22 protein-coding genes are annotated in these 18119 nt (G+C 67.8%); 14 read left to right on the top strand and 8 right to left on the bottom strand.

All coding sequences use genetic code 11. The features are described from left to right. Positions 1 to 3: 3 nt before the first annotated feature. Positions 4 to 390 carry a hypothetical protein gene (locus WKF39_RS03590; RefSeq protein ID WP_340385858.1) on the bottom strand — a complete coding sequence of 129 codons (387 nt, stop codon included), beginning with the start codon at positions 388 to 390 and terminating at the stop codon, positions 4 to 6. A gap of 9 nt (positions 391 to 399) precedes the next feature. Beyond that, positions 400 to 1110 (bottom strand): tRNA (guanosine(46)-N7)-methyltransferase TrmB, encoded by a 711-nt coding sequence (trmB, locus tag WKF39_RS03595; protein WP_340385859.1) that lies wholly within the window; start codon positions 1108 to 1110, stop codon positions 400 to 402. Between the two features lie 18 nt (positions 1111 to 1128). Here trmB and WKF39_RS03600 point away from each other — a divergent pair, with 18 nt between their 5' ends. The 7 genes from WKF39_RS03600 (at position 1129) to WKF39_RS03630 (ending at position 5667) form a co-directional block, all read left to right on the top strand. Then, entirely contained in the window at positions 1129 to 1647 is a 519-nt protein-coding gene (locus WKF39_RS03600; protein ID WP_340385860.1) for a DinB family protein, read from the top strand. Positions 1648 to 1695: 48 nt separating this feature from the next. Then, positions 1696 to 2283: an NTP transferase domain-containing protein gene (locus WKF39_RS03605; RefSeq protein WP_340385861.1), complete on the top strand. Its 588-nt coding sequence runs from the start codon at positions 1696 to 1698 to the stop codon at positions 2281 to 2283. Beyond that, positions 2276 to 2530 (top strand): DUF6457 domain-containing protein, encoded by a 255-nt coding sequence (locus tag WKF39_RS03610; RefSeq protein ID WP_340385862.1) that lies wholly within the window; start codon positions 2276 to 2278, stop codon positions 2528 to 2530. Before WKF39_RS03605 ends, WKF39_RS03610 begins: the two co-directional genes overlap by 8 nt. Next, positions 2530 to 3357, top strand: a complete 828-nt coding sequence (fdhD, locus tag WKF39_RS03615) for a formate dehydrogenase accessory sulfurtransferase FdhD (protein ID WP_340385863.1) — start codon at positions 2530 to 2532, stop codon at positions 3355 to 3357. The genes WKF39_RS03610 and fdhD overlap by 1 nt, the downstream gene beginning before the upstream one ends. 65 nt (positions 3358 to 3422) lie before the next feature. Then, positions 3423 to 3743: a PadR family transcriptional regulator gene (locus WKF39_RS03620; protein WP_340385864.1), complete on the top strand. Its 321-nt coding sequence runs from the start codon at positions 3423 to 3425 to the stop codon at positions 3741 to 3743. After that, positions 3740 to 4738 carry a hypothetical protein gene (locus WKF39_RS03625; RefSeq protein ID WP_340385865.1) on the top strand — a complete coding sequence of 333 codons (999 nt, stop codon included), beginning with the start codon at positions 3740 to 3742 and terminating at the stop codon, positions 4736 to 4738. The genes WKF39_RS03620 and WKF39_RS03625 overlap by 4 nt, the downstream gene beginning before the upstream one ends. Before the next feature lie 83 nt (positions 4739 to 4821). Continuing rightward, positions 4822 to 5667, top strand: a complete 846-nt coding sequence (locus tag WKF39_RS03630) for a Bax inhibitor-1/YccA family protein (protein WP_340385866.1) — start codon at positions 4822 to 4824, stop codon at positions 5665 to 5667. A 62-nt stretch (positions 5668 to 5729) separates the two neighbouring features. Here the strand turns inward: WKF39_RS03630 and WKF39_RS03635 are convergent, their stop codons facing one another. Further along, positions 5730 to 6656: an SGNH/GDSL hydrolase family protein gene (locus tag WKF39_RS03635; RefSeq protein ID WP_340385867.1), complete on the bottom strand. Its 927-nt coding sequence runs from the start codon at positions 6654 to 6656 to the stop codon at positions 5730 to 5732. A gap of 86 nt (positions 6657 to 6742) precedes the next feature. Between WKF39_RS03635 and WKF39_RS03640 the strand changes: the two genes are divergently transcribed. The 4 genes from WKF39_RS03640 to WKF39_RS03655 all read left to right on the top strand — a co-directional run bounded on the left by WKF39_RS03640 (position 6743) and on the right by WKF39_RS03655 (position 10495). Beyond that, positions 6743 to 7429, top strand: coding sequence for a tyrosine-protein phosphatase (locus WKF39_RS03640; RefSeq protein ID WP_340385868.1), 687 nt, complete (start codon positions 6743 to 6745; stop codon positions 7427 to 7429). After that, positions 7426 to 7653, top strand: a complete 228-nt coding sequence (locus WKF39_RS03645; RefSeq protein ID WP_340385869.1) for a hypothetical protein — start codon at positions 7426 to 7428, stop codon at positions 7651 to 7653. The genes WKF39_RS03640 and WKF39_RS03645 overlap by 4 nt, the downstream gene beginning before the upstream one ends. A gap of 15 nt (positions 7654 to 7668) precedes the next feature. Continuing rightward, positions 7669 to 9612 carry an ABC transporter ATP-binding protein gene (locus tag WKF39_RS03650; protein WP_340385870.1) on the top strand — a complete coding sequence of 648 codons (1944 nt, stop codon included), beginning with the start codon at positions 7669 to 7671 and terminating at the stop codon, positions 9610 to 9612. A gap of 61 nt (positions 9613 to 9673) precedes the next feature. Beyond that, the gene (locus tag WKF39_RS03655) at positions 9674 to 10495 is read left to right on the top strand and encodes an SDR family oxidoreductase (protein WP_340385871.1); all 822 of its coding nucleotides are present in this window, start codon (positions 9674 to 9676) and stop codon (positions 10493 to 10495) included. Here the strand turns inward: WKF39_RS03655 and WKF39_RS03660 are convergent. Then, positions 10492 to 11121, bottom strand: coding sequence for a TetR/AcrR family transcriptional regulator (locus tag WKF39_RS03660; RefSeq protein ID WP_340385872.1), 630 nt, complete (start codon positions 11119 to 11121; stop codon positions 10492 to 10494). The two genes, WKF39_RS03655 and WKF39_RS03660, sit on opposite strands and share 4 nt — an antisense overlap. 76 nt (positions 11122 to 11197) lie before the next feature. On the opposite strand from WKF39_RS03660, the gene WKF39_RS03665 reads away from it, so the two are divergent. Then, on the top strand, positions 11198 to 12727 hold the full coding sequence (locus WKF39_RS03665; protein WP_340385873.1) for a cytochrome P450: 1530 nt from the start codon (positions 11198 to 11200) through the stop codon (positions 12725 to 12727). Here WKF39_RS03665 and WKF39_RS03670 read toward each other — a convergent pair. Further along, positions 12631 to 13059, bottom strand: coding sequence for a VOC family protein (locus WKF39_RS03670; RefSeq protein ID WP_340385874.1), 429 nt, complete (start codon positions 13057 to 13059; stop codon positions 12631 to 12633). The two genes, WKF39_RS03665 and WKF39_RS03670, sit on opposite strands and share 97 nt — an antisense overlap. A gap of 32 nt (positions 13060 to 13091) precedes the next feature. Continuing rightward, entirely contained in the window at positions 13092 to 13943 is an 852-nt protein-coding gene (locus WKF39_RS03675) for an SDR family oxidoreductase (protein WP_340385875.1), read from the bottom strand. Between the two features lie 111 nt (positions 13944 to 14054). Here WKF39_RS03675 and WKF39_RS03680 point away from each other — a divergent pair, with 111 nt between their 5' ends. Continuing rightward, positions 14055 to 14420 carry a helix-turn-helix domain-containing protein gene (locus WKF39_RS03680; RefSeq protein ID WP_340385876.1) on the top strand — a complete coding sequence of 122 codons (366 nt, stop codon included), beginning with the start codon at positions 14055 to 14057 and terminating at the stop codon, positions 14418 to 14420. Positions 14421 to 14532: 112 nt separating this feature from the next. Beyond that, complete coding sequence (locus WKF39_RS03685; RefSeq protein WP_340385877.1) at positions 14533 to 15162, top strand: TIGR03086 family metal-binding protein; 630 nt, start codon at positions 14533 to 14535, stop codon at positions 15160 to 15162. On the opposite strand, the gene WKF39_RS03690 is transcribed toward WKF39_RS03685, so the two are convergent. Both WKF39_RS03690 and WKF39_RS03695 read right to left on the bottom strand, forming a co-directional pair. Next, positions 15126 to 15677 (bottom strand): mismatch-specific DNA-glycosylase, encoded by a 552-nt coding sequence (locus WKF39_RS03690; protein WP_340385878.1) that lies wholly within the window; start codon positions 15675 to 15677, stop codon positions 15126 to 15128. The two genes, WKF39_RS03685 and WKF39_RS03690, sit on opposite strands and share 37 nt — an antisense overlap. A 4-nt stretch (positions 15678 to 15681) precedes the next feature. Then, positions 15682 to 18117, bottom strand: a complete 2436-nt coding sequence (locus tag WKF39_RS03695; RefSeq protein WP_340385879.1) for an excinuclease ABC subunit UvrA — start codon at positions 18115 to 18117, stop codon at positions 15682 to 15684. Positions 18118 to 18119: the final 2 nt, after the last annotated feature.

Raw genomic sequence — 18119 nt, forward strand, 5'->3', positions numbered from 1 at the left:
GGGTCAGGACTGGCGGATCCGCAGTGCCGCCCACGTCTCGTCGAGGGCGATGCTCTCGATCGCCCCCCAACCGTAGTCAGCGAGCAGTTCCTGCAGGTTGTCCTCGCTGAGGTCCGAGCGGCCGCTGTGCGGATAGGTGATCCACACGACCGGGATCGATCCGAGCTGCGGCAGGATCTCGTCGAAGTCGTCGGCCAGGGCCGTGCGGCTGTCGGTGACCATGACCGCCGCGTCAACGTGCTCGGGATCGTCCTCGTCGCGCGTCTCGATCGTCTCGGCACCCTCGGGCAGCGGGTCGAGCAGGGACGTCTCCTCGACCGTCGCGCCGATGACCCACACGACGAAGCCGTCGGTGATCCGGAGCTTCTCGGCCATGGTGGTCTCGGTCATTCCCACATCCTAGGGTGCGCGCCGCACCGCTGCGACGTCCCGAATCGTCCGTCCGACGTCGAGGCCCTTGCCCTCGAATCGGGTCTGCGGGCGGCCCTCGAAGCGCGGCGACCAGTCGCCTCCGTCGAAGTCCGGGGATGCGGCCACGACCGACCTGATCTGCTCGGCATAATCCTCCCAGTCGGTCGCCAGTCGCCACGTGCCACCGGGCTCGAGGACGCGGGCGGCAAGCGCGGCGAACTCGGGGGTGACGAGTCGCCGCTTGTGATGCCGCGTCTTGTGCCACGGGTCGGGAAACCAGACGCGCAGCTCGCGCACCGAGCCGGGCGGCAGCATCGTGCTCAGCGCCTCGGCGGCGTTGACGATCATGAGCCGTACGTTCGTGACACCCGTGTGGCGCATCGTGACCAGGGTCTGGGCAACGCCCGGGACGTAGACCTCGAGGCCCAGGAAGTCGAGCTCGGGATGCGCCGCCGCGGCATGCACGAGAGCCTCGCCCCGTCCACTGCCGATCTCCAGGACCAGCGGAGCGGTCCGGGCATACGTCGCTGGGATGTCGAGGACGTACGAGGGGTCGATCGAGGTGTTGGTGCCGTGCCGCGGAACCTCGAGGACGTAGGTCGTCGACATCGTGTCCCACGCACCCTGTTGGCGCTCGGTCAAGCGCCCACCGCGGCGGGTGAACGAAACCGGCTCGGTCCGGTACGGCCTGGGTTCCACGCGCGCTAGCGTAGACGTGTGGACATCGAACCCGACACCAAGGACTGGACCTGGGTCCTCGACGAGCCGTGCCCCGAGTGCGGACTGACATCGGCGCGCGTTGCTCCGTTCGACGTCGCGCCCCGAGTGGAGGCCGACCTGCCGCGCTGGATCGCGGCACTGGAGCGGCCAGATGCGGGCAAGCGGCCCGATCCGACGACATGGTCACCCGCTGAGTACGCGTGCCACGTGCGTGACGTCCACACGCTTTTCGCCGAACGCATTCGGCTCATGCTCGATGAGGACACTCCGCGATTTGCCAACTGGGACCAGGACGAGACCGCGATCGCCGAGGACTATGCGTCGCAGGACCCGGTGACCATCGCGCCACAGCTCGTTGCGGCCAGCGAGGACATGGTCAGGACTCTGCGAGCCGTCCCCGCTGACGCCTGGGGGCGCGCGGGTCTGCGGTCCAATGGCTCGGAGTTCACGGTCGCGACCCTCGCCCAGTACTACCTGCACGACCTGGTCCACCACCTCCACGACATACGCGGCTGACGTGCTCTTCCCGCCCCCAGATGTGAAGCCTTGTGGTCGGTTCACGCCATGAGTAGCAACCACAAGGCATCAAATCTGGGGGAGTGGGACGCGATCGTGCTGGCCGGCGGGCGCGGGTCACGGCTGGGCGGTGTCGACAAGGCCTCCCTCGAGCTCGGCGGGGAGACGTTGCTCGCCCGTACGCTCCGGGCGGTCACCGGCGCCGCCCGGGTGGTGGTCGTGGGTGACGCCGACGCTCCCGGTGCGATCGTCGTGCAGGAAGAGCCCCGATTCGCCGGCCCGGCCGCTGCCATCGGCGCCGCGATGGCCGAGGTCCGGGCGCGGCATGTCCTCGTCGTCGGGTGTGACCAGCCGTTCCTCGCCGAGGCAGTCGGCGTGCTCCTGGCCGCGGCATCAGGGGACGGGGCCATCGTGGTGGACGGTGACGGGCACCGACAACACCTGATGAGCGTGCTCGACACCGTCGCACTCAGGGAGTCGATCGCGGCCCAACCGACGCTGACGGACCTGTCGGTGCACGCCTTGCTGACGCCGTTGGACCTGACGGAAGTCAGGGTCTCGGCTCGGGCGGCGCTCGACATCGACACGTGGCACGATCGGCAGCAGGCACTCGCGGAAGGGGCGAATGATGGCTGAGGTCTCCCTCGACACATGGGCAGCCACGGTTGCGGCCGAGCTGGGCCTCAAGGGGGTGGAGCTCGACACCGAGGCCGTGCTCGACCTCGCGGCGGTGGCCGCTCACTCGGTCGTACGCCCTGCTGCCCCGGTCACGACATTCCTGGCCGGGCTCGCGGCCGGGCTGGCCGGAGGATCCGAGGCAGATGTGCGCGAGGCGATCGAATCCTTGACCGCCCTGTGCGAGCGGGTTGCCGAGGACTCCTAGTGGCCGGCCGACTCATCCGACGCGCCAAGGTGACGCGATTCTCGCCCGGCGCCTCCGCGATGCTCCGAGAGGACGCGCTCGCCGTCGAGGAGCCGCTGGAGATCCGCGTCGACGGCACCTCGATCTCGGTGACGATGCGCTCGCCCGGCGACGACTTCGACCTCGTGGCCGGCTTCCTGGTCGCCGAGGGGGTCATCTGGTCTGCTGACCAGCTGGTCTCGATGCGCTATTGCGCCGGCACCGACGACAGCGGGATGCAGACCTTCAACGTCGTCGATGCCGCGCTCAGCGCCGAGACCCCGCCCGTCGACGTCTCGCTCCGGCGCCACGTCCTCACCTCGAGCTCGTGCGGCATCTGCGGCACGGCCTCGATCGAGGCGGTGCACAAGTCAGCGCACTTCGGGCGCCTCGACGACGCAACGGGCTGGGACCACGCACTGCTGGGCACCCTGCCCGATCGGCTGCGGGACGGCCAGAAGGTCTTCGAGCGCACTGGCGGCGTCCACGCTGCCGGGCTGTTCGACACCTCCGGTGAGTTGTTGTGCCTGCGCGAGGACGTCGGGCGGCACAACGCTGTCGACAAGGTCGTCGGCTGGGCGCTCCGCGAGGGTCGGCTTCCGCTGGCCGGTACCGCGCTGCAGGTCTCGGGTCGTACGTCGTTCGAGCTGGTCCAGAAGGCGCACATGGCCGGCATCTCCGTGCTTGCCGCGGTCTCGGCACCGTCGTCGCTCGCGGTCGAGCATGCCGAGTCCTCGGGCATGACGCTCATCGGTTTCAGCCGGGGCGGCGGTTTCAACGCCTACGCCGGCGCCGACCGCATCTCCTGAGCAGGTGGCGGGTTGCTGTCCTACGCCTCCCACGCTAGTGCGTATTGCGTGGTACTGTCCGATCCATGGATGCAACCCAGCTGCTCAAGGGAGTGCTCGACGTAGCGGTGCTCGCCGTGGTCGAGGACGAGGACGGATACGGCTACGACGTCGTGCGCAGGCTCCGCGCCGCTGGCCTCGAGGAAGTCGGAGACGCCTCCGTCTACGGGACGCTGAGGCGGCTCTACACCGCCGGCGCCCTGACCTCATACGTCGTGCCGTCCGAGGAGGGGCCGCACCGCAAGTACTACGGCATCAATGCCCAAGGCCGGGCGACGCTCGATCTCCAGCGCAAGGTCTGGAACGAGTTCTCCACCACCATGACCAACCTTCTGGAGGCATCATGAGCACGTCGACCGTCACCCCCGAGATTGCGGCCTTCGCGCGGGGAGTTCGCGCGGCGCTGGCCGACCTCCCACCGGATGAGGTGGAGGAGCTCACCGAGGGACTCGAGGCCGATCTCGCCGAGGCGTATGCCGAGGATCTCCAACGCGAGCTGCCGGACGCCGCGGCATACGCGACGGAGCTGCGCGCTGCCGCGGGCTTGCCGATGCGCACCCAGGTGGTCAAGCGCGGTGTCCTCGCCGGTCTTGCGCAGGGCTGGAGGGACACCCAGAAGGACCTGGTGATCGCGGTCCGCCGCAACCCCACCCTCGCAGCGGCGATGGAGTTCGTCGTCAGCCTGAGTCCGGTGTGGTGGGTGATCCGCGCCTGGTTGGCGACGTGGCTCGTGGCCGCATTCTTCGGCAGCGAGCAGGGCTACGGGGTCCAGGGTGGCTTCTGGTGGCTGGTGTTGTTGGGGTTCACGATCGTCAGCGTCCAATGGGGACGAGGGTTGTGGCACTTCAGCGGCCTGCCCGGGCTGATCCTGATAGGCAATGTCGTGGCGATTGTCGCGCTTCTGCCCGTGCTGGCAGCATCGGACGGCTGGGGCGGCAGCAGCGAGGCGGGATACGCCGAAGCTCCCTTCGACGAGAGCTCGGGCATCTCGCTCGCCGGCACGGAGGTCACGAACATCTTCGCGTACGACGCGCAGGGCAAGCCGCTCAGCAACATCCAGCTGTTCGACCAGGATGGGCGGCCCATGATGCCGGTCAGCGGCTCCGACACGATGTGCGGCGACGACATGTGCGATCGACGCCTTGCCGTGGTCGGGACCAAGCTCGAGACCGGCGTCGAAGCGTTCAACGTCTTTCCGCTGAGCCTCGTCCCGGTGACGGACGGCACAGAGACGGGCGAGACCGCGCCGGTGGCAGGCGCGACGGCGACACCGCCCAAGGCCCCATTCCTCAAGGTTCCGGCGGTTCTGGTGCCCGAAAAGGTTGCCAAGTCCAACCAATGAGTCGGGATCAAACGAACAGGCTGCAGCGTTGGATAGGGTAGAGACAACGACTCCATCTCGGAGCCGATCCCACGGAGGGAATCATGCAGAGCAACAACCCGATCTTCACCCGCAACGCTGAGTTCAACGGTCGTGCAGGTGCGCAGGGTCAGACCGACCCCTCGCAGTGGCAGATCGACCTCAACGACAACGGCACACCGACCCACACCGAGACCGGCTCGGGTCGCATGACGATCGACTCGGTCGTCGAGAAGACCGCCATCACGCTGGCCCTCGTGGTCGCTGCGGCTGCGGTCGCCTGGGTCTTCATCGGCAACATCGTCGCCGACGGCAGTGCCGTTGATGACGGCGCCGTGGCCAAGGCCTACGCGCTGACCCTGATCGGTGGCCTCGGCGGATTCGCCCTCGTGATGATCAACGCCTTCAAGAAGGTCACGAGCCCAGCCCTGGTCATCGGCTATGCCGTGCTCGAGGGACTGTTCGTCGGAGCTTTCTCCAAGCTCATCACGACGTTCATCAGCGCCGACTCGTCGATCATCTTCGGCGCAGTCCTCGGCACGTTCGCCGCCGTGGCCGGCACCCTGGCTGCCTACAAGTTCTTCAACATCCAGGTCGGCGCGAAGTTCCGCAAGATCGTCATCGCCTCGGTGTTCGGCTTCGTGGCCGTCTCGCTGCTGTCGATGGTGATGTCGTTCTTCGGCAGCGGACTCGGCGTCAACGGCTTCGGGCCGGTCGGCTTCGTGTTCGCGTGCCTCGGTCTGGTGCTCGGCGTGTTCATGCTGATCCTCGACTTCGACTTCGTCGAGAAGGGCATCGCGGCCGGTCTCCCGGAGCGTGAGTCTTGGCAGGCCGCGCTTGGTCTGACCGTGACGATCGTCTGGATCTACACCAACATCCTGCGCATCCTCGCGATCATCAACAGCGACTGATCGCAGAGCTGCACCACGAACGGCCGGTCCCTTCGGGGGCCGGCCGTTTGCGTTGCAGCGGGTCAGGAGGCGCGGCGGCGGCGCATGACCGCAGCGAAGCGGCCGCCGGGGCCGATGTCGGGCGCAACCTCGGTGCCAGGATGCTCGACCGAGACGGCCGCGGCATCGGCCACCGACGTGAGGCCGCTCGGGTGCCCCGCATAGTCGTATGTGCGCTGCTTCTGCCGCAGCGAGGCGGCGACGGCGGGGATCAGCACCGAGACCATGTTGGCGTAGCCGGCCTCGGACGGGTGGAACTGGTCGACGCCGAACATCAGGTCACGCTTCTCGGTGAACAGTGTGCCCAACAGGTCACCGAGTGACACGGCCCGACCGCCGGCCTCGACGACGGCGATGGTCTGTTTGCGCGCCAGGACGCGACTGGCCCGGCGCGCCACAGTGCGCAGCGGCTGGAGGATCGGCCGGACGGTCCCGAGGTCGGGGCACGTGCCGACCACGACCGCGCAGTCCTCGGCGGCGAGTCGGCGGACGGCTTCGCCGAGCAGTCGTGCAGACGTACGGGGGGTCACCTGGTGCGTGACGTCGTTGGTGCCCACGACGATCACGGCGACATCGGGCTGCCATCCCGGATCCAGGTCGATCTGGCCCATGACGTGGGAGGTCTGGGCGCCCACAACCGCGCGGCACTGCACCTCGACCGGGGCGTCCATGACGTGTGCCAGGCCGAGTCCGATCATCGCAGCGGGAGTCGCGTCGGCGCGGGTCATGCCATAGCCGACCGAGGCCGAGTCGCCCAGCAGGAGGACGCGGATGACCCTCCCCGGCAGGTCGTCGCCGTAGATGCCATCGGCTGAGGGCGGCCGCTCATCGCTCGTGCCGATCGCCCGGCGGGCCAGCATCGCCTCGCCGACCAGGAAGCCGTAGAACCCGGAGACGGTGGCACTGCCGCCGATCAGGGTCGCGGCGGCGATCTTGCGGGAGCGAGGCACTAGCCCACTTTACCGGGTGTTGGCGACAGGATCCCCCGAACTGGCCGTCCAGAGGATGTGTCCTTCATTGCCCCTATCGTGAAGCCGTGCGCGAATTCGTCCCCAACCTCCGCGACGTGGGTGGAGTGCAGGCCCACGACGGCCGTCTGGTGCAGCGTGATCGGGTCCTGCGCAGCGCGATGCCTTCTCACGAGGATCATGCTCCCGATGGCATCTCGTGGCCTCCGGCACTCGTGATCGATCTGCGGTCGGCCAACGAGTCCGAGCAGGTCCACCCTCTGGCCAGGGCAGGGGTGCGTGTCGTCAACCTGCCGCTGCTGAGCGCCCTGCGCCCCGACACGGCGCCCTCAGAGAGCTTGGCCGGCCTCTACCTGTTGTTGCTCGACCACGCCTCGATGTACCTCGTCGAGCTCGTGCGCGAGGTCGCACTGGCCCGCGGCCCGACATTGATCCATTGTGCTGCCGGCAAGGACCGGACCGGTGTGTCGGTCGCGCTGCTGCTGAGGCTCGTGGGTGTCTCGCGCGAGGACATCGTGGCCGACTACCTGGCGACGATTCACGCCGAGCAGGCGATCTCCTCACGGCTCCGCAAGATGCCCGGCCGGCAACACCGGGCGGCACTCCCGCCGGAGTTTCTCACGGTGCCGGTCGAGGCGATCGACGGTGTCCTCGACGTGTGGGACCAGCACGAGGGCGGTGCACACGGGTGGTTCGTCGGCATCGGCGGCAGCGCAGACCTCGTCGAACAGCTGAGACGTACGCTTCTCGCATGATCGCGCGCGACCGCTCGCTCGATGCCCGCGAGGTCCCGTTGGGCGGGGTTCGAGGCATCTCGGTGCATCGCACGCTTCCGCACCGGGGCCTTCCGACGGTGGGACCGTGGTGCTTCGTGGATCACTTCGGGCCAACGACCGAACACATGGCCGTGCTGCCACATCCGCACACGGGACTGCAGACCGTGACCTCCAGACGCCCGGTTGACCTCAACTTTGATTGAGGTTCTAGGTTTGTCATGGCCCTGGTGGACACTGAGCAGGGCTACCTCGATCAGGAGAACACCATGAGCATGGACGTCACAGCGTGGAACTCGCTGCATCGGGTGATGACCACCGAGAGTGGGTCGCAGAAGCTGACGAAGGAGACGCTGCGACGCATCGGCGCGTTCGCAAAACCTCACAAGCGGCAGCTGGTCCAGTTCTTGATCCTGAGCGTCGTCACTGCCTTCCTGGCCGTGGCCACTCCGGTGCTGGCCGGTCGCGTCGTCAACGCGATCGTCGATGGCGAGTCACGGAGCACGGTGTTCGGCATCGCGGGCCTGATCGCGATCATCGCCCTGGCGGACGCCGGCCTCGGCATCTGGACCAGGTGGTTGTCCGCAACGATCGGCGAGGGTCTGATCCTCGATCTCAGAACGACGGTCTTCGATCATGTGCAGCGGATGCCGATCGCGTTCTTCACTCGCACCCGGACCGGCGCGCTGGTCAGCCGCCTCAACAGCGATGTGCTCGGTGCCCAGCGGGCGTTCAGCGGCACCCTGTCCGGAGTCGTCAGCAACCTCGTGACCTTGACCCTGACGCTTGTCGTGATGCTCAGCATCTCGTGGCAGATCACCGCGGTCGCACTGGTCCTGCTGCCGGTCTTCGTCGTGCCGGCCCGGCGGATGGGCAGCAGGCTGGCTGCCCTGTCTCGTGAGGCGGCCAATCACAACGCGGTCATGAGCACGCGGATGACCGAGCGTTTCTCGGCGCCGGGTGCCACGCTCGTCAAGCTCTACGGCCATCCCGACGACGAGTCCGTCGAGTTCGCCGCGCGGGCACGACGCGTCCGTGACATCGGGGTGCGATCCGCGATGCTCCAGTCGGTCTTCGTGACGGCGCTGACCACGGTCTCCGCGCTCGCTCTGGCCGTCGTCTACGGCTTGGGCGGCTTCTATGCGCTCAAGGGGTCGCTCGACCCCGGTGCCGTGGTGGCGCTCGCGCTGCTGTTGACCCGCCTCTACGCGCCACTGACCGCGCTCGCGAGCGCGCGGGTCGAGATCATGAGTGCGGTTGTGAGCTTTGAGCGGGTCTTCGAGGTACTCGATCTCCAGCCGCTGATCCGTGAGCGGTCCGGTGCCGCCCCCCTGCCAGATGGCCCGGTCTCGGTCGAGTTCTCCCACGTGACATTCGGCTATCCCTCGGCCGACAAGGTCTCGCTGGCTTCGCTCGAGGAGGTCGCGATGCTCGACAGCCGCGGCGGGGTCGACGTCCTGCACGACGTCTCGTTCCGCGTCGAACCCGGTCAGATGGTCGCGCTCGTCGGCACGTCCGGTGCCGGCAAGTCGACGATCGCGAGCCTGATCCCACGCCTCTACGACGTCGACAGCGGCACGGTCCGGCTGGGTGGCGTCGATGTCAGGGATCTCACGATGGCCTCGCTGCGCGACACCCTCGGCATGGCGACCCAGGATGGTCACCTGTTCCACGAGTCGATCCGCGACAACCTCTTGCTGGCCCGCCCCGGAGCGACCGATGACGAGCTCTGGGTCTCGTTGCGGGACGCTCGCCTCGACGATCTGGTGCGCTCGTTGTCCGATGGACTCGACACGATCGTCGGCGAGCGCGGCTACCGGCTCTCCGGGGGAGAGCGCCAGCGACTCACGATAGCGCGGCTGCTGCTGGCGCACCCCCGGGTCGTGATCCTCGACGAGGCCACGGCCCACCTCGACTCGACATCGGAGTCAGCGGTGCAGGAGGCGTTGGCGGCGGCCCTCGAGGGCCGGACGTCGGTCGTCATCGCCCACCGGCTGTCGACCGTACGCGCGGCCGATCGCATCCTGGTGATCGAGGACGGGCGCGTCGTCGAGCAGGGCACCCACCACGAGCTGCTCGCGCAGGGCGGCCGCTATGAGGAGCTGCATCGCACCCAGTTCGATCAAGGTGCGATCGATGAGACGGTTGCGCCGACATCCGGCTAATGCGGTTATCTGCTAGCCTCTAGTCGGATACCTTCGGTATCTGAAATGCGAGAGGAACTCCATGACCACCCACTTCACCGACAAGGTCGCCGTCGTGACCGGCGCAGGCTCCGGCATCGGCCGCGCCCTGTCCGTCGAGCTCGCCCGCCGCGGCGCAAAGCTCGCGATCTGCGATGTCGACATGCACGGACTGGCTGAGACCGAAGCCCTCGTCAGGGGGATCGGGGGAGACGCCAAGGCCGATCACCTCGATGTCTCGCAGCGCGAGCTCGTGCTGGCCTACGCCGATGACGTCGCGGCGCACTTCGGCAAGGTCAACATGGTCTTCAACAACGCCGGCATCGCCTTCACCGGCAATGTCGAGGAGATGTCGTTCAAGGACATCGACCGTGTCATGGACGTCGACTTCTGGGGCGTCGTGAGCGGCACCAAGGCGTTCCTGCCGCATCTCGTGGCCTCCGGCGACGGGCACATCGTCAACATCTCGAGCGTCTTCGGGCTGTTCGCCGTGCCGACACAGAGCGCCTACAACGCAGCCAAGTTCGCGGTGCGAGGCTTCACCGAGGCCCTCCGCCAGGAGATGGTCAACAACAAGCGGCCGGTCAAGGTCACCTGTGTGCATCCCGGCGGCATCAAGACCAACATCGCCCGCAACGGCGAGCAGGTCGAGGGGCGGGACCACGACAAGCTGGCCAGCTCCTTTGACAAGATGGCTCGCACATCTCCGGAGAAGGCTGCCCAGGTCATCCTCAAGGGAGTCGAGAAGAACAAGGCGCGGGTGCTCATCGGCGGCGATGCGTGGGTGCTCGACAAGTTCGTACGCGTGAGTGGTCCCGGCTATCAGCGGATCATCGCGGCATTCAGCAGGCGCAACGGCCTCTAGGACTCGGCCAGATCTGACAGATCTGCCAAGGCAGACGGCCGAGAGTCCTCCGGGAGCGCCAGAAGCATCCCCAGGAGTGCCTGTGCGCACAGGTCGCGCACCTCGTCGCGCGTCGTCTCCTTGGCGTCGAGCCACTGGTGGCAGGCATTGCGCATGAAGTGCAGCCAGCTGCGCACGGCGATCTGCATCAGCTCGGTCGGCTGACCGACTGGCTCGACGGCCGAGGTGATGCGGGCCTGCTGCAGGCCGATGTCCTCCTCGATGATGGCCTGGATCTCCGGATCGGCCGAGGCCGCTCCATGGAAGATCGCCTTGACCCCCATCTTGTGGTCCTGGCAGTAGTCGAGGTAGGACTCGATGCCCTGCCGCAGCTGGTCGAGGATCGGCAGGGTGTCATCGGTGACGGTCAGGTCGGACATGCGTCCGGACTCGCGCCGGACCATGGCCGCGAAGAACGCCCGCTTGGTCGGAAAGTAGTGGTAGAGCAGGCCTCGGGAGACTCCTGCGACCTCCGAGAGCTCCTCGATGTGGACATCCTCGTAGGAGCGATCGGCGAACAGCTCGGCGCCGAGGTCGAGGAGCTGGTCCTGACGAGCCTCGCGACTCATCCTGGTGCGGGTGGCCATGCATCCACACTACTTGACATCGATTCAGCACGGGTTAGTCTGGCATTACTGAATTCCCGTCCAATAAGGAGTCATCGTGCGCAACGACTGGTCAGGTCAGACTTTCCCGCACCCGACTGGTCGCAAGCCGATCGTCGGAGACGCCCTCGGGGCGGATGTGCAGGCTCCGCTGCAGAGCACGATGCGCCGGGCTGCCGGGCTCGGACCCATCTTTGAGCTCAAGGTCTTCGACCAGAAGTTCGTCTTCGTCATCGGGGCCGAGCTGGCCGCTGAGCTCGCCGACGAGTCGCGCTTCGTCAAGGGGCTGTCGCCAGCACTCGTCGCCCTGCGGGAGTTCGCCGGTGAGGGCCTGTTCACGGCCTACAACGACGACACCAACTGGGCGCTGGCCCACGACCTGTTGCGTCCGGCGTTCACCAAAGCGGCGATGCAGCGCTATCACCCGGTCATGCTCGCAGCGGCCCAGGAACTGTTCGACTCTTGGGACGCTCACGAGGAGCCGATCGATGTCTCTGCCGACATGACCAAGCTGACGATGGAGACCATCAGCCGCACGGCATTCAGCACTGACTTCGGATCATTCACCCGGTCCGAGCCGCACCCGTTCATCCCGGCGATGATCGCCGCCCTCAAGGCCGGTCAGCGAAAGGGGTCGCTCAACGCGATGCCGGGCGCGTCGATCATGGCCAGGCGGATCGACAAGCGGAACGCGCACCACCAGGCATACGTCGACTCGCTGCTCGACGGCATCATCGCCGAGCGGCGCAATGCCGACGAGGCCGACGAGAGCGACCTGCTCGGCATCATGCTGCACACTCCTCACCCCGAGACCGGGGCTCGGCTCGACGACCTCAACATTCGCCACCAGATCCTGACCTTCCTCGTGGCCGGCCACGAGACGACGTCGGGAGCATTGTCATTCGCGCTCCACTATCTTGCGCGCGATCACGCGATCCTTGCCAAGGCGCAGGCCGAGGTCGACCAGATCCTCGGACCCGACCGCGACACCGAGCCGACGTTCGAGCAGGTGGCGAAGTTCCGCTATCTGCGCCGGGTGCTCGACGAGGGGCTGCGGCTGTGGCCGACTGCGCCCGCATTCGCCCGCAGTCCCCGCGAGACGACCGTGCTGAGCACGGGCCACACGATGCGCCCCGAGGACTGGGCCATCGTGATCCTGCCGATGATGCACCGGGACACCCGGGTGTGGGGTGAGGATGCCGACCGGTTCGATCCCGATCGATTCCTGCCGGACAATGCGCGGGGCAGATTGCCGCACTCCTACAAGCCGTTCGGCACGGGGGAGCGCTCGTGCATCGGCAGGCAGTTCGCATTGCACGAGGCGATCCTGGTGCTTGCGCGGATCCTGCATCGCTATGACATCGCAGGTGATCCGGACTATGAGCTCGAGATCGCCGAGCGCCTGACGCTGATGCCCAAGGGCTTCGAACTGACCATGACCCCTCGGGCTCCGGCGCCGGTCGTGGTTGATGCGGATCAGGTCGGTGCGGATCAGGCTGGGGCGAGCGAGGTGTGCCCGGCCTCGTCGATCGACCAGGCAGGATTCCAGGCGACTTCCCACGGGTGCCCGTCGGGGTCTGCGAAATAGCCTGAATAGCCGCCCCAGGGCTGTTCTTCGGCCGGCTTGAGAACCGTGCCGCCGGCGCGCCCGGCCACCGCGAGGACCTCATCGACCTCGTCATGGCTCCGGGTGTTGAATGCCAAGGTCATGCCGCCGAATGTGGCGCCGGTGTCGTCGAGCCTGGCATCGCCGGCCAGGTCCTCGCGGCTCCAGATCGCGAGCACCAGGCCATTGAGCTGGTAGAACGCGACCTCGTCCTCGGGGTTGTTCTTGGCCCAGCCCAGGCCCTCCTCGTAGAACCGGCGGGCCCGGGCCAGGTCTGCGACACCGAGCGTGATCAGGCTGAGTCGTTGCTCCATGCGGCCACGCTAGAGGCCGCCACTGACACGATCTAGACGCTCGCGCGGAGCGTGTCGACGAGCGGGGTCGTCGGTCGGCCGAGCAATGCGGGCAGGTCGCCGCTGGTGACCTCGAGCTCGCCGTTCTTGATCGAGGCGTCAGTGTCGACCGCGAAGTCGGCCCACACGTCCGGGACGCCGGCGCCCTTGAGGATCGCGCCCTGCTCGGCAGGTGGGACCTCAGCGACCGTGACGGGCGCACCGATGACCTCGGACACGGTTGCGGCCAGGTCGGCCTGCGTCCACGCGGCGTCGCCACCGAGCTCGTACACAGGCTTGACCGGACCGTCGGTCGTCAGCACGACCGCCGCCGCCTCGGCGAAGTCGGCGCGTGCGGCACTGGAGACGCGTCCGTCGCCGGCGCTGGTGAGGACCGTCCCGCTCTGGCGCGCCCCGTCGATCGCCGGTACGTAGTTTTCGTGGTACCAGCCGTTGCGGAGCAGCGTGTGCGGGAGAGTCGTCGTGGCGAGATACTGCTCGGTCGCCAGGTGCTCCGGTGCGACGGGCAGAGTGGAGGTGTCGACGGCGGGCGCGCTGGTGTACGCGAGCAGGTCGACGCCCTGGGCGATCGCTGCGTCAATGACGTTCTGGTGCTGTGCGGCGCGTTTGCCCATCTCGTTGCCCGAGATGAGCAGCACCTTGTCGACTCCGGCTAGCGCGTCGTTGAGCGCTGCCGGGTCGTCGTAGCTGGCGAGGCGTACGTCGACGCCCTTGGTGGTCAGCGGCTCGGCCTTGGTGGCGTCGCGGATGATCGCGACGATCTGGTCGGGGGAGGTGCGGGCGAGCAGCGCGTCGACGACGAGCGTGCCCAGCTGTCCGGCGGCGGCGGTGACGGCAATGGTCATGGGGAATGTCCTTTCGGGGATGAGCCACTCACCATACGCTAACGAAGTGAAAGTGCCAACCAAACGTAAGCACTAACGAAGTGCTAGCATGATGTACCAGAGGTGGTGGACATGGCCCAGGATCCGAGACGACCGTTCGACGTGTTCGACGGCGGCTGCCCGTCGCGTGAGGTGCTCGAGCACGTCACCAGCCGGTGGGGTGCCCTGACGCTGGCTGCCCTCAGTCCCGAGCCGGCGCGTTTCGGCGAGCTGCGCCGGTGCGTCGACGGCATCAGCGACAAGATGCTGTCCCAGACACTCAAGTCGCTCGAGCGTGACGGACTCGTCGCCCGCAGGGTGCAGTCGACGCTGCCCCCGCACGTCGACTACCGGCTGACGCCCACCGGGGAGCAGGTCGCCGATGCCGTGAAGGCGCTGATCCTCTCGCTCTACGGTGTGATGCCCGATGTCATGCGGGTCAGGGAGCAGCCGGCATAACAGCACGATCTGTAAAGGCTCCAGGTCGATGGTCGAAGGGGCAGCGCGCCAAGCGGTAGCTGTAGGTTTGTCTTCATCTTCGACTATATTCCTATTAGGAATATCTAGGGAGATGACGAAGATGCCCCATCCCGACCTGGCACCCGTGGCCTCGTCCGTCGCTGCCCTCCTTCACGGAGTACGCGATGAACACCTGGATGCGCCCACCCCATGTCCTGACTACACAGTCGCGGAGATGCTCGGGCATGTCCACGGGCTGTCGCAGGCATTTGTCGCGGCTGCCGCCAAGGACTTGGGGCCGCTCACCTCGACCCCGCCGACCGAGAGGGTGCAGGCGCTTCCCGACGACTGGCGCGACTCGTTGCCCGAGCACCTGCACGCGCTGGGCCAGGCGTGGCGCGACCCGGCGGCCTGGACCGGCATGACCGCTGCCGGTGGAGTCGACCTGCCCGGCGAGGTCGCCGGACTCGTGGCGCTCGACGAGATCGTCGTGCACGGCTGGGACCTGGCCCGATCAACAGGGCAGTCATTCGATCCCGGTACCGAGGCGGTCGCGGCGGTGCACGAGTTCCTCGCACAGTTCCGTGCCGATGGCACTCCCTCGGACATCTTCGGGCCGGCCGTCCCGGTGCCCGACGAGGCGCCGCTGTTCGATCGGGCGATCGGGCTTGCCGGCCGGGATCCGCAGTGGCCGGGAGAGCGCATTCAGACGATTCCGGCGGCGACGGCCGCCTCGGCATAGGCCGCGCTCAGCGACTCGACCGTCTCGTGGGCGTTGAGTCCGCTCGGATTGGGCACGACCCACACCTGCGCATCCCCCATGGGCTCCTCCTGCCGGCCGGCCCGGGCCTTTCTGCGGTCGAATGCGGTGCGGTAGGAGGTGATGCCGGCGATCGCCACGACCCGTGGGCGGTGCTCGGCGACGAGCGCCTCGAGCCGCCGGCGGCCCTCGACCAATTCGGCCGGGTCGAGCTCGTCGGCCCGCGCTGACGCCCGCTCCACGATGTTGGTGATGCCGATGCCGCGGCTCAAGAGCGCCGGGCGGGCGTCCTCGGGGGTCATCACCTCGGCCGGGATGATCCCTGCGAGCCTCAGTGCCGGGTAGAACCGGTTGCCCGCCCTGGCGAAGTGCAGTCCGGTGGCGGCGCTGACCAGACCCGGGTTGATACCGACGAACAGAAGTCGCACGTCATCGCCGATGAGGTCAGGGATCGTCCGGCCCGCATACGACTCGAGCTCGGCGCGGGTGAACCCCATCCGCTCAGCCCTCCAGCGCACGGCGCAGGTAGGGCGCTGTGATGCTCGCGTCGATGCGGAGGAGATCCGACGGAGTGGCCGCGGCGACCACGTTGCCACCTCGGTCGCCACCTCCGGGCCCGAGCTCGATGACCCAGTCGGCCGCTGCGATGACCTGCATGTCGTGCTCGACCGTGACGACGGTGTCGCCGGCGGCGGTGAGGCGGCCCAGCACGCGGACGAGATCGCGCACATTGACGGGGTGGAGTCCGCCGGTCGGCTCGTCGAGCACGAACACGGTGCCCTCGCGGCGTGGACGCTGCAGCTCGGTGGCGAGCTTGATGCGCTGCGCCTCGCCGCCTGAAAGCTCGGTAGCCGGCTGCCCGAGGGTGAGGTAGCCGAGTCCCACGTCGAGCAGCGTCGTGAGGGCACGATGCACGCCCGGGATGTCGTCGAAGAGCTCGGACACCTCGAGAACCGTCATCGCCAGGACCTGGCCGATGTCACGTTGGCGATAGGGCACTTGCAGTGTCTCGGGGTTGTAGCGCGACCCGCGGCATGTCGGGCACGAGGAATAGCTGGTCGGCAGGAAGACCAGCTCGATGGCGATGAAGCCCTCGCCCTGACAGGTCGGGCAACGACCAGCCTCGACGTTGAACGAGAACCGGCCCGCGGCCCATCCACGTTCCTTGGCCTCTGGCGTGGCGGCAAAGAGGCGGCGGACCTGGTCGAACAGCCCGGTATAGGTCGCGAGGTTCGAACGTGGGGATCGCCCGATCGGCCGCTGGTCGATCGAGATGATCCGCTGCGGTTGCTCGGCGGCCTCGTTGGCGGCCTCGAGCTGCTCGGTCATGGCGATCAGCAGCGAGGACTTGCCAGAGCCCGAGACGCCGGTGATGGCCGTCATCACGCCCATCGGCAGGCGCACGCTGACGTCCTGAAGGTTGTGCAGCGTGAGATGCGTCAGCTCGCGCCAGGCGGTGGGCTTGCGCGCAGCGAGAGCGGGCAGCACGGTGCGGGAGAACATGAACTCTGCGGTGGCTGATTCGGCGACGTCGGCCAGCGCATCTGGCGGACCGCTGTGCACGATGTGTCCGCCGAGGACTCCGGCGCTCGGACCGACGTCGACGACCCAGTCGGCGTGGCGAGCGATCGCGAGATCGTGCTCGACGACGAACAGCGAGTTGCCACTGGCAACGAGCTCACGAAGCGCTGTGTAGAGCGCCTCGGTGTCGGCCGGGTGCAGCCCCGCCGACGGCTCGTCGAGCACATACACGACGCCGAACAGTCCGGCCCGGAGCTGGCCGGCCAGGCGTACGCGTTGGAGCTCGCCGGGTGAGAGCGCGGTGCTGGACCGGTCCATCGAGAGGTAGCCGAGCCCGAGGCTGATGATGGCCTCGACCCGGGCGCCGAAGTCCTTGACGAGCGAGCGTGCCGCGGAGGATGCGGCGGCGCCGTGGCGGTCGGTGCCGAGAGCCTGCTGCTTCAACCCCGTGTCGAGCAGGGCGCACACCTCTGACAGCGGCATCGCTGCCAGCTCGGCGATGTCCACGCCGGCGAACGTGACGGCGAGCGCCGCGGGCCGCAGTCGCTTGCCGTGGCACGTCGGGCAGGGTCCGTCGGCGATGAATGCCTCGAGCTTCTCGCGTTGTGCCGGCGACTGGGTGTTGGAGAGGTTGCGCATCAGGTAGCGCTCGGCCGAGGACCAGTGCCCGTGGTACTGGCTCTGGTCGCCGCCCTTGTTGCCGGTCAGCAGCATCCGCGGCTCTTCGTCGGTGAAGAGGATCCAGTCACGGTCGGCCTGCGCGAGGGTGTGCCACGGGGCGTGGACGTCGATGCCGAGCTTGGTGACCATGCGGCGTACGTTCTGGCCCACCCATGCGCGGCTCGCCCAGACGCCGATCGCGCCGTCGTCGATCGACAGGGTGGGGTCGGGGACGAGCAGGGTCTCGGTGGTGCTCCGCGCGACGCCGCTGCCGTGACACGTGGGACACGCGCCGATCGCCGTGTTGGGTGAGAATGCGGAGGCCGGCAGGTGCTCGGCGCCGTCAGGGTAGGTGCCCGCCCGGCTGTAGAGGAGACGGAGCACGTCCGACAGTGAGCTCAGGGTGCCGCGCGAGGAGCGCGAGCTCGCGGCGCCGCGGGCCTGCTGCAGCGCGACCGCCGGCGGCAGCCCGTCGATCGTGTCGATGTCGGGCGCGCCGACCTGCGCCATGAGCCGGCGCGCATAGGGCGCCACGGACTCGAAGTAGCGTCGCTGCGACTCCGCAAACACGGTGCCGAAGGCGAGTGAGGACTTGCCTGAGCCGGAGATGCCGGTGAAGACCACGAAGCAGTCGCGTGGCAGGTCGACATCGATCTCGCGCAGGTTGTGCTCACGGGCGCCACGCACGCGGACCCACCCGGACGATCCCTTCGGGAGTGGAGTGCCGTTCAGGTCGGTATCGCGGCTCTCAGGCATCC

This window comes from Aeromicrobium sp., assembly GCF_037719875.1.
GTDB lineage: Bacteria > Actinomycetota > Actinomycetes > Propionibacteriales > Nocardioidaceae > Aeromicrobium.